At 44.9% G+C, this 15,355-nt stretch carries 14 protein-coding genes; 9 read left to right on the top strand and 5 right to left on the bottom strand.

Annotated features, from left to right (window positions below):
• Positions 1-139 precede the first annotated feature (139 nt).
• The 4 genes from BLS15_RS16935 (at position 140) to BLS15_RS16920 (ending at position 5,176) form a co-directional block, all read left to right on the top strand.
• Positions 140-823, top strand: a complete 684-nt coding sequence (locus BLS15_RS16935; protein WP_021255661.1) for a response regulator transcription factor — start codon at positions 140-142, stop codon at positions 821-823.
• A complete protein-coding gene (locus BLS15_RS16930) occupies positions 824-1,825 on the top strand; it encodes a sensor histidine kinase (protein ID WP_090512855.1) in 1,002 nt (333 codons plus the stop codon). It begins immediately after the preceding gene.
• Between the two features lie 94 nt (positions 1,826-1,919).
• Entirely contained in the window at positions 1,920-2,603 is a 684-nt protein-coding gene (locus BLS15_RS16925) for an ABC transporter ATP-binding protein (RefSeq protein WP_090512851.1), read from the top strand.
• The gene (locus tag BLS15_RS16920) at positions 2,600-5,176 is read left to right on the top strand and encodes an ABC transporter permease (RefSeq protein ID WP_090512848.1); all 2,577 of its coding nucleotides are present in this window, start codon (positions 2,600-2,602) and stop codon (positions 5,174-5,176) included. The genes BLS15_RS16925 and BLS15_RS16920 overlap by 4 nt, the downstream gene beginning before the upstream one ends.
• A gap of 80 nt (positions 5,177-5,256) precedes the next feature.
• On the opposite strand, the gene BLS15_RS16915 is transcribed toward BLS15_RS16920, so the two are convergent.
• A complete protein-coding gene (locus BLS15_RS16915) occupies positions 5,257-6,603 on the bottom strand; it encodes a lytic polysaccharide monooxygenase (protein ID WP_028532817.1) in 1,347 nt (448 codons plus the stop codon).
• A gap of 853 nt (positions 6,604-7,456) precedes the next feature.
• On the opposite strand from BLS15_RS16915, the gene BLS15_RS16910 reads away from it, so the two are divergent.
• Both BLS15_RS16910 and BLS15_RS16905 read left to right on the top strand, forming a co-directional pair.
• Positions 7,457-8,272, top strand: coding sequence for a lipase family protein (locus BLS15_RS16910; protein ID WP_090512845.1), 816 nt, complete (start codon positions 7,457-7,459; stop codon positions 8,270-8,272).
• A gap of 36 nt (positions 8,273-8,308) precedes the next feature.
• On the top strand, positions 8,309-9,160 hold the full coding sequence (locus BLS15_RS16905) for a lipase family protein (RefSeq protein ID WP_090512841.1): 852 nt from the start codon (positions 8,309-8,311) through the stop codon (positions 9,158-9,160).
• A gap of 117 nt (positions 9,161-9,277) precedes the next feature.
• Here BLS15_RS16905 and BLS15_RS16900 read toward each other — a convergent pair whose 3' ends face one another.
• The 4 genes from BLS15_RS16900 to BLS15_RS16885 form a co-directional block, all read right to left on the bottom strand.
• Positions 9,278-9,895: a hypothetical protein gene (locus BLS15_RS16900; protein ID WP_021255668.1), complete on the bottom strand. Its 618-nt coding sequence runs from the start codon at positions 9,893-9,895 to the stop codon at positions 9,278-9,280.
• A gap of 177 nt (positions 9,896-10,072) precedes the next feature.
• Entirely contained in the window at positions 10,073-11,080 is a 1,008-nt protein-coding gene (locus BLS15_RS16895; RefSeq protein ID WP_021255669.1) for an alpha/beta hydrolase family protein, read from the bottom strand.
• A gap of 26 nt (positions 11,081-11,106) precedes the next feature.
• The gene (locus BLS15_RS16890) at positions 11,107-11,739 is read right to left on the bottom strand and encodes a GNAT family N-acetyltransferase (RefSeq protein ID WP_021255670.1); all 633 of its coding nucleotides are present in this window, start codon (positions 11,737-11,739) and stop codon (positions 11,107-11,109) included.
• Positions 11,714-12,526 carry a helix-turn-helix domain-containing protein gene (locus BLS15_RS16885; protein ID WP_021255671.1) on the bottom strand — a complete coding sequence of 271 codons (813 nt, stop codon included), beginning with the start codon at positions 12,524-12,526 and terminating at the stop codon, positions 11,714-11,716. The genes BLS15_RS16890 and BLS15_RS16885 overlap by 26 nt, the downstream gene beginning before the upstream one ends.
• A gap of 377 nt (positions 12,527-12,903) precedes the next feature.
• On the opposite strand from BLS15_RS16885, the gene BLS15_RS16880 reads away from it, so the two are divergent.
• Genes BLS15_RS16880 through BLS15_RS16870 form a run of 3 tightly spaced genes read left to right on the top strand, consistent with a single transcriptional unit; the run spans position 12,904 to position 15,345 of the window.
• A complete protein-coding gene (locus BLS15_RS16880; RefSeq protein ID WP_021255672.1) occupies positions 12,904-13,578 on the top strand; it encodes a hypothetical protein in 675 nt (224 codons plus the stop codon).
• 60 nt (positions 13,579-13,638) lie between these two features.
• Positions 13,639-13,998, top strand: coding sequence for a hypothetical protein (locus tag BLS15_RS16875; protein ID WP_021255673.1), 360 nt, complete (start codon positions 13,639-13,641; stop codon positions 13,996-13,998).
• Positions 13,999-14,049: 51 nt separating this feature from the next.
• Positions 14,050-15,345 (top strand): hypothetical protein, encoded by a 1,296-nt coding sequence (locus BLS15_RS16870; RefSeq protein ID WP_028532823.1) that lies wholly within the window; start codon positions 14,050-14,052, stop codon positions 15,343-15,345.
• Positions 15,346-15,355: the final 10 nt, after the last annotated feature.

Here is a 15,355-nt window from a genome sequence, read left to right as displayed (position 1 = left end):
AAATAATATATATTTTTATAATGTATGATAAATCTTATTGATTACGCATAAAACCTCTTCCCATCAGAAAATGATAGAGTATATAATGTCGACACGAAGATGAAAGAATGAATTCAGTCATAGAGTAGGGGAACTAGTGATGAAGATATTAGTTGTAGAAGACGATAAAACGATCGCGTCCGGATTGGAATATTCACTGCAGCAGGATCAATTTGATACCCTGTTGTGCCATGATGTCGCATCAGCTAAGAAAATGCTCACTGAAAACATTGATCAATTTGCGTTATGTCTGTTCGATTTGTCGCTTCCAGATGGAAGCGGGTATGAACTGTGTAAAATGGTGAAGGAGCGGCAAGATATTCCGGTTATCTTCTTAACCGCGATTGACGATGAGGTCAACGTCGTCATGGGTCTGGATATGGGGGCCGATGATTATATTACGAAGCCTTTTCGAGTTCGCGAACTTCTGTCACGGATCAAGTCGGTGTTGCGGAGATACCATAAACCATCGCAGGCAAAAACAATCATTGATATCGGGAATGTGCGTATCAATACGCTGGAAGGCAAAGTGTACAAGGATCGGGCTGAAATCCTATTGACCGCATTAGAATACCGCTTGCTGCTGATCTTTGCCAATCATATTGGGCAGGTTCTCACGAGAAATCAGCTGTTGGAGCAGATTTGGGATGTTGCCGGCGAATTCGTAAACGATAATACGCTAACTGTGTATATCAAGAGGCTGCGAGAAAAGCTGGAGGATGATCCACAGCATCCGGCAATGATTAAAACGATCCGTGGATTCGGCTACAAGGTGGGTGATTAGATGCTCCGCAATCGAGAAATACAAATCCTATTGACAGTTATGGTCACAATCAGTGCAGCAGCGATCGCCGTCGCTGCTTTTATATCGCCTGCTGCATTGGCACTTGTTGTTATCTTGTCGCTTCTGCTTATAGGAAGCTGCTTGGCATGTACGAGATGGAGATATCGAGAACTTGAGAAACTTTCAATTTATTTGCGCGAAATCAGCAGCGGCAATGATTCGCTCGACGTACGCGATAACCAAGAAGGCGAGCTCAGCATTTTGAAGAACGATATATACAAAGTGACACTTATGCTATCCGAGCAGCGCTCACTGCTGCAGCGGGACAAAATGCAATTGACGGACGCCATTTCGGATATCTCACATCAGCTCAAGACGCCGCTTACTTCCATGACGGTAATGGCCGATTTGTTAAGCAGCGCTGATCTGCCGCCAGTCAAAAGAATGGAATTCACCCACAACATTCGAATTCAACTGGAGCGAATCGATTGGCTTGTGTCATCTCTCCTAAAGCTCTCGAAAATGGATGCCAAAACAATTCCATTCAAAAAAGAGCCAGTATTGGTTAAACAGCTTATCCAGCAGGCGCTAGAGCCTGTCCTGATACCGATGGATATTAAGGAACAGACAGTTTCGATCAATGGAGGTGACAACGTCTCATTTATAGGTGATTTCAATTGGACAAGTGAAGCGCTCATCAATATTTTGAAAAATGGCGTCGAGCATACGCAGGAAGGCGGAGCAATCGCCATTTCATATACGGAAAATGCGTTATTTACGGAAATTGTCATTGCCGACAACGGCAAGGGCATACCAAAAGAAGATTTGCCTTACATTTTCAAACGATTTTATAAAGGGAAGCATGCTAGTGAGGGGAGTATCGGCATCGGTCTGGCCATGGCTCACAGTATTATCGCAAGTCAGGGCGGAGTGATCGATGTGAGGAGTGACGGCGAAAACGGGACCGAGTTTCGGATTAAATTGTATAAGCAGGTCATTTAACCCAAAGTGACTAAATCGTCACTTTCACAGTCACTGGATAGTCATGTTGGACAGATAAAATGATATCCATCAGCAAAGCTATGGAGGTTAACACATGGACATTTTACGAATCGAACATCTGTCTAAAGAATACGGGAAAGGCGAATCGGCGGTAAAAGCGCTTGACGATGTATCTTTTTCCGTACGAAAAGGAGAATTTGTCGCAATTATTGGACCGTCTGGATCGGGGAAATCGACACTTCTGCATATGCTGGGGGGTGTGGATCGGCCAACTAGCGGCAAAGTATTCGTTCAGGATACGGACATGTATGCCTTGGACGAAACGCAGCTGGCCATCTTTCGGCGGAGACAAATCGGGCTGATTTATCAGTTTTTCAATCTCATTCCCGTCCTGACCGTGGAAGAGAATATGACGCTGCCGCTTTTGCTGGATAAACAAAAGGTAGATAAGAAGCAATTGGACGTGCTTGTAGGGACATTGAACTTGAAGCATCGGCTAAACCACCTGCCTAATCAGCTATCTGGCGGACAGCAGCAAAGGGTCTCGATCGGCAGAGCGCTCATTAGCAATCCTGCGATCATGCTTGCAGATGAGCCCACGGGGAATTTAGATAGCAAAAATAGCAGTGAGATCGTTGACTTGTTAAAGATGTTAAATAAAACCTATCAACAGACGCTGATCGTGATCACACACGACGAGCGAATCGCCCTGCAGGCCGATAGGATTATTTCCATAGAAGACGGAAGGATTGCCAAGGACGAGGTGATCCGTCCATGAACATCGTCAATACGCTCACGATCAGACATTTGAAGCAAAATAAGCGGCGCACGCTGGTTACGATCATAGGCGTCATCATTTCGGTTGCTATGGTGACGGCTGTGGCAACGCTTGGCTTTTCTTTTTTGGATCTCATGAAAAGGCAAACCATCGCAGAGAGTGGAGAATGGCATGTCCTTTATCAAAATGTAAGCAAAGAACAGCTTGAAGCCATTCAGAACGATGATGCAACCAAATCAATCACGATCACCAAAGACCTCGGATATGCCCCGTTAGTAGGGGCGGACAATTCAAGCAAGCCCTATTTGTTTATCCAGGCGTATAATGCACAAGGCTTTACGCATTTCCCCATTCAGTTGAGCAAGGGACGACTGCCTCAAACGGAAATGGAAGTCGTGATATCGGAAACTATAGTGAAGAACGCAAAGGTGAACTATGAAATCGGCGACCACTTAACGCTGTCAGTCGGTGTACGATTCGAGAAGGGCAGCGATCAACCGCTGGATCAAACGAGTTCATTGCGCCGTGAAGATGGAAAATTGACTGAATCCATACAGCAAATCACGAACAAGGAATACACGGTGGTAGGCTTCATCAAACGTCCTGTCATGGAACCAGCATGGTCCCCTGGATATACCATCATTAACTATATCGATGAATCCTATATCAAGGCGACAGATCGAGTCAATGCGGCAGTTGTCCTGAAAACCGTTGATCGTTCCTTATACGATCATGCTAAACAGCTGGCGAAAAGCAACAACATCGATTCCGTCCAATACAATTACCGTTTACTTCGCTATTATGGCATATCGAAAAGCGAATTATTTTCCATATCGGCGATCATCATGGCAGTCATCATCATCGGCTCGATTTCGTTGATCTACAATGCGTTTGCGATATCTGTCTCGGAGCGTTCCCGTCATCTAGGGATGCTTGCAAGCGTCGGGGCTACCAAGCGGCAGAAGCGGAATTCGGTGTTCTTCGAAGGTGTCATTATAGGGATAATCAGCATACCCATCGGGATCCTGTGTGGTCTTGCCGGGATAGGGATTACCTTCTTGCTCATCAATCCCATTATCCAAGGGGCACTTGGGACTTCGGAAAAATTAACTCTCATCATCACTCCAATGTCGCTCCTGATTGCCTGTGTGGTTTCGATGTTGACGATTTTCATTTCGACATTTATCCCGGCGATAAAAGCCTCCAAAATCTCTGCTATTGACGCAATTCGCCAAACTTCCGATGTGAAGCTTACAAGGAGAGCCGTGAAAACGTCGAAGCTCATGCGCAAGCTATTCGGCATCGAAGCCGAAATCGGATTGAAAAATATAAAACGAAATAAACGGAGATACCATGCCACTGTATTTTCACTCATAATCAGCATCGTCCTGTTTTTAACGGTGTCATTTTATACCGCCAATCTAAAGCAATCCCTAGCACTCTCACAGGAAGGTGTTAATTACGACATTCAAGTCTGGTACAACAATGGGAAACAAATGGACGAGACGACGGTTCAATCGATTGTATCCCTTGACGATGTGAGCGAATACAATGTGACGAAAAGTTACATGGTCAACGCCTGGATCGAAGAAGCGGCAATCGCCGATGAGCTGCAAGAAGCGGTCAAGAAGGATCGGAGTGTACTGAAGGAAGGGAAATACCTTTATAGCATAAAGATTAATGCAATGAACGACTCGAGCTTGCAAGCCTATGCCAAAGCGGTTGGCGCAAATGTCGAGCAGCTGTTGAATCCAGATCATCCCGCCGCGATCGTGGTGGATACGATTCAATATAAGGACGAGGCGACCAATAAATTTGTGCAAACGAAAGCTATTCATGCAAAAATCGGACAAAGTCTTCAGTTGAGCTATACAAGCGATGAAACAAATAAAGAAACAGATTTAAAAGAGGTAACCATTGCTGCGAAGACGGATCAATTGCCAATGGGGATGCGTTCGTCAGCAGTAGGCGAGTTAGATATTGTCGTATCCAAACATGTCTTGGAGCGACTCATTGACGAAAAGATTAAGGCTTATGGTCAGTCTCAATTATTTTTAAAAAGCAAAGATCCTTTGAAGACACAGCAAGAGATTGAAGAATTCGGAGATTCTAATCTGTCCTTTTTGAATGAATACAAGTCTAGAGTAATGGAAGAACAAGGGATTTTGATCATGTCCGTCTTCACATATGGATTTATTGTTTTGATTTCAGCTATTTCAATCGCGAACATCTTCAATACAATCTCGACGAGCATATCGCTTCGGAAGCGGGAATTCGCGATGCTGAAATCAGTGGGAATGACGCCTAAAGGCTTTGCGAAAATGATGAACTATGAGAGCATTTTCTATGGAGTGAAATCGCTCTTGTACGGCCTTCCTCTAAGCTTCGTCGTCATGTATTTCATTCATAGAACATTGTCGCAACGCTATCTTTTTGAGTTTACTTTTTCTTGGATAAGTATTCTCTCTGTCATCGCTGCCGTATTCGTAATTGTCAGTGCGGCCATGTTATATTCCAGTGCCAAGGTAAAGAAGGAGAACATTATCGATGCGTTGAAGCAGGAAAATATATAAGATCCCGAACAACCCAAAAATAGCCGTCAGCATCTCAATGCTGACGGCTATTTGCATAGCTAATTGATAGCGCGCCGATTCTAAGGGATTACTTTCCACACATCAGCGCCTGAAGAACCTGGCGTTTCGCCTTGCGTCCACCATTTCGCTTCATAATTCACACCGTTATGCGTTACTTTATTTCCGGCTACATACACGGTCGTTGCGCTCCAGGACGGATATGTAGTAGGGGCGGACGGTGTAGTGACGTTTAGAACGTTGCTTGCTAACGATACGTTGCCAGCAGCATCAATCGCTTTAACGGTGAAGGAATACGAAGTATTTGCCGTCAGACCCGTGACAAGGTATTCCACAGTTGAACCTGAGACAGTCGCGATCAACGTCGTGCCTTGAAATACTTGATAGCCCGTAACTCCAACATTATCCGTAGAAGCGTTCCACATTAATGGGACTGTTGTGGAAGTCGAGCTGCCCATGACATGAAGGCTGCTTGGCGCTGTAGGAGCTACTGTATCTGGACCAGTCACAGGAAGCGTCGTGAAGGTTACCGCATTGCTTGCTGCGGATATATTTCCTGCGGCATCAACAGCTTTTACTGTAATCGTATACGAAGTATTCGATGTTAAACCTGTCAAGTTGGCAGTTAACGCTCCGTTTGTCGTTGCGATTTGGTTGGATCCGTTAAAGATCTGGTAGCCGGTTACGCCAACGTTGTCCGTGGATGCGCTCCAAGTGATCGTTGCGTTTGTCGCCCCAATATTGGATACCGCTGCACCAGCTGGGGCAGTCGGAGCTACATTATCAACGTTCCCACCAAAATTAACGTCAATGACATTATAGAAGGCATTCAAGGTATCGGAAATTTCCCAAACTGCAAGAATGACTTGATACCCAGTTCGGCTCGGAACATTGCAAGTGTCGGAATATGTGTTGCCTGGTAATTTACCGTTGTAAGGCACGTTGCAGAAAGGAGTTAAATCGAAGGAGTCGCGAGTAAGTGGTGCGTTAGGATTCCAGTTTTGCTTTGTGATGTAATATTTCCAGCTTGTCGTTGCGTGAGGCACTTTAATTTTCCAATTAAATGTCGTCGGTCCTGGACTTAAATTAACCTTAGTCCAACGCGTCGCAGATTGCTCGTCAAGAGGAGCAAATCTGCCAACAGCACCACTTGCAATTTTCCCATCGGCCGGGCCTCCCGCCGGGAACCCCTTAAGTCCTTCCACGCTATAAGGTTCATAAATAATCTCTCCACAGTTCTTATTGACGCCGTCTGCACAAAGACCTGCACGGCTGTTGGTCACGTTACCGTGTGCGAATGCCTTATCCCCGAGTATGAGGGACATCGCGAAGAGAAGCACGAGCACAGTGCCGACAGCAAAAAGAAAGTTAAACCGTTTTGCTCCAGATGAACATAAAGTAGACATCATGAATTTCCTCCATTTCATTCATTTTATTGGCAATGTATAACCGCTGTAATAATCAAATCACACCTCCTTCATATGCTGATTATATAAACTCTCATAGGAGCTTATATCAGTTCCCCGCATAACGAATAGATCTGTTGACCAGGGTGGTAGAAAAGAAATGCATTTGATACTGTCGAAACGTGATAGACGTATTCTAGAGCGATGGGAGCGGCATCATGAAGTAGCAGTAGCTGATTCTTGTCGTTGAGTGATTGGGTGTTAATTTGAGGGATTTCGGAATCGAGTTGCGTTATCGTGAACGTAGACAGGAAGTTCAATAGTTGATCATGAGGTAGGTCTCAAGTGGATGCGTAACTTGGCAGGAAGGATCCGAGCTGAAGTAGGTAGTACCATGTGACAACAACATAGTTATACCCATAAATTTCTATGCATTAAAAATATATCATTATATGTTTTCTGTGGCAATTAGTTTGTTTTTGGTAGCTTAAATATGTGCAATTTCACCATTTCACCTACTTGCGGACTCAGCATATTTTCTCAGGCCTCACAGCTGTATGGCGAAAGTGATAAATAAAAAAAGAGGGCCAGTCAAATTTCGAACCAGGAGAGTATATAATTGGAAATGCGCTCCAAACCAAAAGCATACATTTGCATGCACGACAGGGTACCAGTGGCGTATACAAAAACTTCTAGGGTAGTGTCGTATGGTCCAACAGGCATATATACGAAGAACACCATATCAATCAGCTGGGCATATACTCAGAATAGGGGAGAATCAAGTTCATTAACCCCGTTAATAATTAAGTTCATCATAAAAATTGATCGACTTGGATATAAGAGGAGAATCATTGATATGGGGTCATCTTTTCATAGCAAGACTGCAATCTTGCTTGCTGCTATGTGCTATCAGACGTATCCATTGTACTTAGAAGGAACACTTGTCTTGCCATCGGAGTATAAGCTTATCTATACGATTCGTGCACTTGCAAATGTTGAGAATCCTACTGAAATCGTATTTGGTTTTATTGCAGAGTCCCCAGATCAAATCATTATCGCGTTCAGAGGATATGCGGCCTATCCTGAAGATCTGTTAGCCGCCTATGACATATTACAGGTACAGTATCCCTATGTTCCTAATGCCGGGAATACCTCTCGTGGATTTACATGTATCTATCGCTCAACAAGATCCAAATTAATCCAGGTGCTGAATCAACTGTCTGCCACAAAGAAACTATATATTACCGGCCACAACTACGGTGGAGCTCTGGCTACGTTAGCCGCTCTAGACATTGCCGTAAATACCAAGTTTAATAATCCCATCATATATACGTACGGCAGTCCCCGTATTGGAGATCCGCGCTTTGCTAATCGGTTCAATCGTGAGATTGCCAATAAGGTGCGGATTGTGAACATCCATGATTCATTTCCCACGTTTCCTGCCCAGCATTATCCGCCTCCTTTTACGAAGCAGGGGATACGATATCAGCATGTCAAAACTAAGTACCCGCTTGCCTTTCAACTGAATACGGTTACTCGAAATGACAGCATTGCATGTTACTTCACATCTCTCAGCGAGAAAGCCCCTGTTTTCGCGGATGTGTTATGCAGCAACAATCCCGGTTTTTGCCCCAATCCCGAAATTTGTGTTCCGTTTGGGGGAACATGCTAGAGGAAGAAGAATTGATGAGAAAAGGGAGCGGCCTAGATGAAAGTATCCAAACTAGAACATCGTTTTGACGCAGAAGACGCCATCTTGCTATCAGCCATGATCCATCAGGCCTATCAACTATTTGCACAAGAACCATTTGTACTCCCCAAGGGATTTTCCGTATCATTGATCATTCGTGCTCTTGCTGGCGTTGAAGAGCCGGAGGAGGAAGTGTTCGGTTATATTGCGCAATCCAGTCATCGAATCATTGTCGTCTTCAGAGGAACCCGAACATTTAAGGACAATGAGTCGGATCAAGATTTATATCAGATTCCGTATCCTTTTGTCCCCGAATCTGGACGTACTCATCGCGGATTCACATGTATCTATCATTCAGCAAGGGTAGCGTTGATTAGAGAACTTAGCAAGCTTTTTACATCGAAAACACTGTTCGTGACAGGCCATAGTTTAGGAGGAGCCTTAGCCGTACTGGCTGCTTATGATATTGCAGTTAACACTCCCTTTACGAAACCTATTGTATATACGTACGGAAGCCCACGTGTCGCAAGCCCTACGTTTGCATCAAAATTCGATCTAACGGTTAAGAACAGCATTCGCATTGTCAATATTCATGACATTATTCCAACCTTGCCGGAACGATCGTATCCGCCTCCGTTTACGAAGGACGGAATAACCTATGAGCATGTGAAGACGAAGTATCCGATCTCATTTCAGTTGAATAGTTTGGCCAATCGCAATCACGAGATTGTCTGTTATTTTAAAAATCTCAGTAAAAAGAATCCTTATTACGCGAGCTTACTTTGTGAAGAAAATCCAGGTTTGTGTCCGGATACAAGTTGGTGCGTACCGTTTAAAGGAATATGCAGTCCAGTGGAGGAGGAAGGGTAAGCCGACATTAGCCGACTTGAAAGACGGGAAGTTCCAGGAGTTCCCCTCCAGATTGCTGAACGAACTCCTTAATATAAGTCGGAAGACAGTGGAGGGGCTGGCTATACACAAACATATCTAATTGAAAAAATTGATATTGGCGTAGAACATAAGACCGGCTGGGTTACCAGGCGTGACAGGCGGATTAGGACCCAAGTAGTTCACGACAGTGAACGAAGCGAGAATCCCGTATATTCCTCCTGCTGGCAGCGGATTACTGGATATGTTATAAATGCGAATGTTCTGCCAATTATAAGGTAGAATTTCAACCAATCCTGTGTTGGCATCCATACTGCCGTCAGTCAATACGGGAGGAGTGAGTGTTGTGATAAAAGCGGGATTCTGGCCTGAGAGATCGTAGACATCGAGACGTGCAACATGAGCATTATCTGCAAATACAGTAAGACTAACGTCAAGCGATACTGAACTTACTTCACTACCAACCCCACCACTAAAGGCAGCAAATGCCCTTACCTGGTTATCTGTGGTTGTTGAATCCCAAATATATTCGGGAGTTCCAAATCCACTAGTATCATTACTATACTTGGTAATGTTTGGCCAAACTGGATATTGAGAAATGACGGTAGCCCTGTTACCAGCGGCTCCTGTTACAGCTAAATTTATCGCTGTGAGTTGATCAGGTGCTACATAAGTATTTGCATTGCTTGCAACGACAGTTTGCCCTAAGAAAGGCATAAATGGACACCCCCATGAGCACGATTTCTCTGTTCCCATGCAGGATATTCATATGACGCAAGCTTGGATTGGACAAAAGTGCAGAAAAGAATGAACCGTTCGCAAGGTCAATAAAAACCAATAGGCCCTTAGGGTCGGGGATAACCCCGACCCATCTATCTATATCTGGGTATGATGTTATTTAGGAAGCTTCCTCAGAAACTTTTCGATCGCATCCATATAACCCGGTATTGTTATTTGTCTAGGGGCGAACAGACTAAGGAACGTTGCTCGTAGATTCGAGTTCACCGTCTGCTTGCCGAGCATCGAATGATCAGCATCAGGGAAGACAGCAACGGTCAATAATTCAGGCTTAACGATGTCTCGGTAGACTCGCTCCGTATTTTTCACATCAACATTTATATCCTCTTCACCTAGAATCAGCAGTACAGGCGAGTTGAAGTTGCGAAGATCTTGTGTGGCATCCGACATCAAATTTTTGCCGGCGAATATCCATCTGTCTCTCGACATCAAGCTGTTTTTACGTGCGATTTTGACATACTCTTCATAGGAGGCATGTTTCTCTAACAGCTGTCGTACTTGTCGGTTATAGGCCAGTTTGTCTTGAATCTCTGCTTCCGATTTTCCATCAGCCAGCATTTCACTGCGTGTATTGTATTCACCTTGACTAATCCAGTTGATTGCAGGGGATAGAAGAAGGCTAAACGCGAGCTGTTCCTGCTTGGCAAGCTTCGGAATAACCCAGCCCGCTTGACTCGCTCCCCATACCCCAATCTGCTTACCGTCGATCATCGGCTGCTCTATGGCCCAGGCAATCGCCTGACGGGCTTCTTCCACACGGTCATCTATACTTTGATGCTCCCAATTTCCTTCTGAACCGTTAATGCCTCTTTTATTAAGAGACAAAGAAGCATACCCAAGGGAAGCCAGCCGTTCCCATAGCGGCTTATAGCCGTCCTCGTGCGTAGCGTTAATAGGGCCGTCCCCATGAATGAACAACACAAGTCCAAGCTTGTTTGTGTAGTTCTTAGGCAGTACGAAGCTGCCTGTTAATTTGCCTTGAGGCGTCTGGATTTCAACAGCCTGTTCATCCATGTCATAGTCGTGTTGATTCAAAATATACAGTCCAGCACCGCCAAAAATCAGAACAATCATGATTAAGGATATCGCTAGTTTCTTTTTCATCTACTATTCTCCTTGTGTGAATCTCTCTATGTCTTCAATTTTCGGGTCATATAAAGCCATGTTCCTTCATTGAAGAAGAAGTGACGCAGAATACTATATTCTTGTATTTGGGTAGAGAAGGATAACTGCTCATACAGCTGTTTTGCCCGTGGATTCGTACCTGCGACATGCAAGCTTAGTATGCTCAGGCTTGGTTCTGCTAGCGCAAACTGCTGCGCCCATTCCAACAGCAATCTTCCAATTCCCTTGCTTCGATGATCGGGGTGGACAGCCACGTCAGCAATATAACATTCCTCAGCTAACGGCTTATGCTCTAGTAGGGACAATCCGATCACCAGTTTAAGAAATGCCCATTTTCCAATGAAAGGATAATCCTTCCACGAAGGAAGATTGCTCGTTGCCTGTTGAACTTCTGCATTCGCACTCCATTTGATCGATAAAGTACCGATCACTTCTCCCGCTTGCACCGCGACAACCCTCAAGCTTGCCTGTTCAGCAGGAAAGGAATCCAGCATTTTCTCGAAAAAAAGAGCAAGATTCTCCTCACTCAAGTTCGTAAGGTGCTGGAATTTCCCGCGAAACCCGTGGACGAGCAAACGTCCGACTTTGGCATTATACTTGACCTGCATCGGTTCAATCGTGATTTGTCCCGCAGTCATGATCATTGCCTCCTTCAGAATTGGCAGTTGGCTCTATTAACATTTGCAGCTCGTAGTGAAGCTGGTTGTTGCTGAACAGAGACAAATACGATTTCTCAATAACGATCAAAGGTCCCCATACAACATAAAATTGCGCAGCAGCATATTCATAGAACTGTTCTACAACTTGATCAAGCTCATCGACTTCTTGAATGGCGCACTGCATCGACAGGTAATCTCCCTCCGGCACAGAAAAATCGCCAGGTGCTTGCGTTTCCAGACACAAGGTGCTCAGACTTGAACCATCATCGATGTAGTGGATATCCATCTCGAATAAGTCCGGAATATGTTTCTGATGCTCTACCAATTGTTTGGCCGTAAGCTTTGTCTGGGGATACATCTCAATCCACCGTGTGAAATGCCTAGGTTCTCGCCGCTTGACTTGATAGGTGCTATTCGAGTTCATTATGTTCTGCTGTTCGTGCAGCACTTTTTGAATGAACTGTTGGAGATCCCTAAGACGCTGTAATTCCGCTTCTATATCTCGTAGGGAGGATTGAAGCAGCTGTCGGTATTGGGCTCCAGAATAAGAGGTCATGCATTCCTTAATGGATGAGACAGGCACCTCCAACTTGCGAAGCAGCAGAATTTGCGCCAGCTGGTATACTTGCTCCATATCGTACATGCGATACTGGTTGTTATCTGTGTAGCTCGGTTGAAGTACGCCTTTCTCTTCAAAGTACCGGATTTGATGAACGGATACATTCATCAGCTTCGCTAATTCACTAATTGTAATTTCACTTTTCATCACGTCCACTCCTAGGGGGGAAACTTGGAATATCTCAACGATACACCTTAGGTCTGACCTAAGGTCAAGTGTTTGTTGCACATTCATTTTATAAATAGAAGGGAATGTGTCTTTTGATCTAATGGCTGCAACAATATTTACAAGGAACAAAGACGCAAACAAGTAGGACTAATGTATCGTTCCCTAAATACTAGTGGGCTGTAAGGTTGATTGCTATCTTCCTTACCCCGTATACTATCCATAATCAGGAATGGAGTCCCTTCCTTCTACTTGATCTATCAAAGGAACATAGGACTCCGATCTCCTGATATTTATTTGTATTTTGCATGAAAATGACGGGATTGTTACTATGGATTAGCGAGAAGGGAAATGTACAGATGGATAAACAGTCATACGCGAGATATTTACTTCAGCTTATGGATGAAGAAGTAGAATCCGATGATGCAGTCATTGAAGATAACGAGCTGTATGGATATTTTCAAATGTATATGCCAAGCGGTGAAGGGGTGGAGGCTACCTTTGCACCGCTGAAAGATGGAGACGCCTATTTACAGCGGATTGTACCGATGTATGACGTCCTCGATCCCGCGGATTTTGGCGGAGACACGGTGCCAGGCTATTTTAACAGTAAAGTTGCAGCTGTACCTGAAGAGGTGCTGAGAGGACATGGCGAGCAGCTTATTAAAGGGCTGAAGGAGCTGCTTCAAGAGTTTGAACAAATTGAGGGTGCGGCAGATGCAGCGTCATACCTTTCTGGAATCAAAGAAATTCAAATCCTGCCGCATGGGAAAATAAACAAGATCCGCCAATCACACGATTCTGATGTTTATGATGCGCTGTTTGAAGTTATCAGTGCACACAAGGATTACGATGCACCGATTGAAATTCTGGATGAAGCCTATTACTCGATGGCCTGCGATTATTGGATCTCTTATTATTTGCAGTGGCACCGCTACGGACTTAAGGGCGACCCATTCGCACCTTATTTCGAGCTGTATAGGCTCGGATATTCCGCAATCTTCTCAGAGCACAAATTGCTCATCGGCTCGTAAGAAGTTGTATGCTGATGCGTTGAACGAGAGACAAATAGAGATGAAAGAGGCGAGAGTGCTTTGATAACACCAAATGAAATCTTAACTATGATTCGTGCTGACGGTTTCTTCGAACGTGTTTTTGAAAAAGAAGGGGACTGGGACGCACAACTAGACGCTAGAGAATCAACTGCATTCGATGCGGCATGGAACTCCAGCTACGAAACCATACATAAGAAAGACCCCACTGAAAGTGCGACAATTCGAGATATTAGAGAATATGCGTTCAAGCAAACGTTTCGGCTCACGCAAAATTCCGAGCTGGCTAGTTATGTGTCTGACGACCTCGGTCTTATTGCTAAGGCTTTCGATAGCAAGCTCGCCAATGCATTTGTTAGTAGACTCTGGAATTCCTATCTTCAAGGGCAGTTTCCGAAATGAATCGGTTCGAGATCGATGAATAATAGAACAACATGTGGAGGGTACTCAACTATGGCAGAACGCATTCCATGCAAAACGGAAGGCTGCAGCTCGACGATCCTGCCGGCTACGGCGGCTAAAACAGGCGGTATCTGCATGCCCTGCCAACAGGAACAGGTACGTCAGGAACAGCAAGCGTATATTGAGCAGCATCGTAAAACGGTGAATTTATATGAAGGCTTAACGAACCTAGTAGACATTTTGAAGGTTATGCATGCACAAAGAACGTATAGCCCGCTAATTCAATATGTCGATTACCCGCATAGCAAGGAACACATCTATGTATCCTTGACGGCTGCTGAGGCGGAGCAAATGCTGAAGTTTGCGGTGGAGCTACTGGATGCAGGGAATGAGGATGAAGCGGAACAAATTCTACTATCTCTCGTATGTTACCGGAATGATGATATTTCAAAAGTTCTGCCCAAGCTTATAGAGCGTGACATGTATTATCCCTCGATCTTATTCAAGGATGCGCCGCCTGAAATCCGGGAGCGATTCCTCCAGCAAGTAGAATGGGACGACGACAACCGCAATCATATTCTGATCATACTGAGCTGGATCGGTGACGCTGAGGTTGTGAGACAATTTGAGGAATGGCGGCTGCATCCGCCGAAATGGGCGGGACAGTTATTCGTCAATCCCGACGTGTATGCTCTAGAGGGGGGCTGGGAGCTTGCATCGAACGAAAAAAAACGAGATTTGATCAGTGAGCGATGCTATGCGATTCGGTTAACGGAGGAACAGCCGATACTTTCAGTAGCAGAAACGTCTGCTGCGCACTTCCTAAAGTCGAGCAATTCCAATTGTCCATGGTGCAAGAGGAAGCTCACTATCTTGATGGACGCGGACACCACTCATCCATCCTTGGCGTATCTCGGCCTGCCGATGGAACGCCTGCAAGTGGCAACATGCGAACACTGTGGAGGTTTCAGCACGATTTACATGGAGCTCGATCAACAGGGAGAACCGGTCTGGAGCCGGTTTAATCAGAAGCCCGATTATTTGCCTAATTGGGATGACGAGGACAGCAACGTTGCTGTTGAAGAAATTAAGCTTACTCTATCATCCGAGCCGCACTCTCCGTACTATGCTGCGACTTGGACATTAACACAGCAAGATTCGCAAATCGGAGGTCATCCAAGTTGGGTGCAGGATGCCGACTTCCCACATTGTCCTTGCTGCGCCCAAAGAATGCGGTTTATCGGTCAGCTGGACTGGGCTGATTTCGATAAGTATGGTGAAGGCATTTTCTATATGTTTATTTGTACAGAGGATAGGATGACGGCTACATTATATCAGCAGAGCTGATTCATAAATG

The sequence above is a fragment of the Paenibacillus sp. cl6col genome, from assembly GCF_900102125.1.
GTDB classification, from domain to species: Bacteria; Bacillota; Bacilli; order Paenibacillales; family Paenibacillaceae; genus Paenibacillus_B; species Paenibacillus_B suaedae.
The sequence above is the reverse complement of the archived record's forward strand: the minus strand, read 5'-3'. Positions and strand labels throughout refer to the sequence as shown.

What these genes read in the sequence shown, in the direction of transcription:
- BLS15_RS16920 (WP_090512848.1), top strand. Translation starts at nt 2,600, where the DNA reads ATGAACATCGTCAATACGCTCACGATCAGACATTTGAAGCAAAATAAG.
- BLS15_RS16915 (WP_028532817.1), bottom strand. Translation starts at nt 6,603, where the DNA reads ATGATGTCTACTTTATGTTCATCTGGAGCAAAACGGTTTAACTTTCTT.
- BLS15_RS16890 (WP_021255670.1), bottom strand. Translation starts at nt 11,739, where the DNA reads ATGACTGCGGGACAAATCACGATTGAACCGATGCAGGTCAAGTATAAT.
- BLS15_RS16910 (WP_090512845.1), top strand. Translation starts at nt 7,457, where the DNA reads ATGGGGTCATCTTTTCATAGCAAGACTGCAATCTTGCTTGCTGCTATG.
- BLS15_RS16885 (WP_021255671.1), bottom strand. Translation starts at nt 12,526, where the DNA reads ATGAAAAGTGAAATTACAATTAGTGAATTAGCGAAGCTGATGAATGTA.
- BLS15_RS16870 (WP_028532823.1), top strand. Translation starts at nt 14,050, where the DNA reads ATGGCAGAACGCATTCCATGCAAAACGGAAGGCTGCAGCTCGACGATC.
- BLS15_RS16905 (WP_090512841.1), top strand. Translation starts at nt 8,309, where the DNA reads ATGAAAGTATCCAAACTAGAACATCGTTTTGACGCAGAAGACGCCATC.
- BLS15_RS16895 (WP_021255669.1), bottom strand. Translation starts at nt 11,080, where the DNA reads ATGAAAAAGAAACTAGCGATATCCTTAATCATGATTGTTCTGATTTTT.
- BLS15_RS16900 (WP_021255668.1), bottom strand. Translation starts at nt 9,895, where the DNA reads ATGCCTTTCTTAGGGCAAACTGTCGTTGCAAGCAATGCAAATACTTAT.
- BLS15_RS16935 (WP_021255661.1), top strand. Translation starts at nt 140, where the DNA reads ATGAAGATATTAGTTGTAGAAGACGATAAAACGATCGCGTCCGGATTG.
- BLS15_RS16925 (WP_090512851.1), top strand. Translation starts at nt 1,920, where the DNA reads ATGGACATTTTACGAATCGAACATCTGTCTAAAGAATACGGGAAAGGC.
- BLS15_RS16930 (WP_090512855.1), top strand. Translation starts at nt 824, where the DNA reads ATGCTCCGCAATCGAGAAATACAAATCCTATTGACAGTTATGGTCACA.
- BLS15_RS16880 (WP_021255672.1), top strand. Translation starts at nt 12,904, where the DNA reads ATGGATAAACAGTCATACGCGAGATATTTACTTCAGCTTATGGATGAA.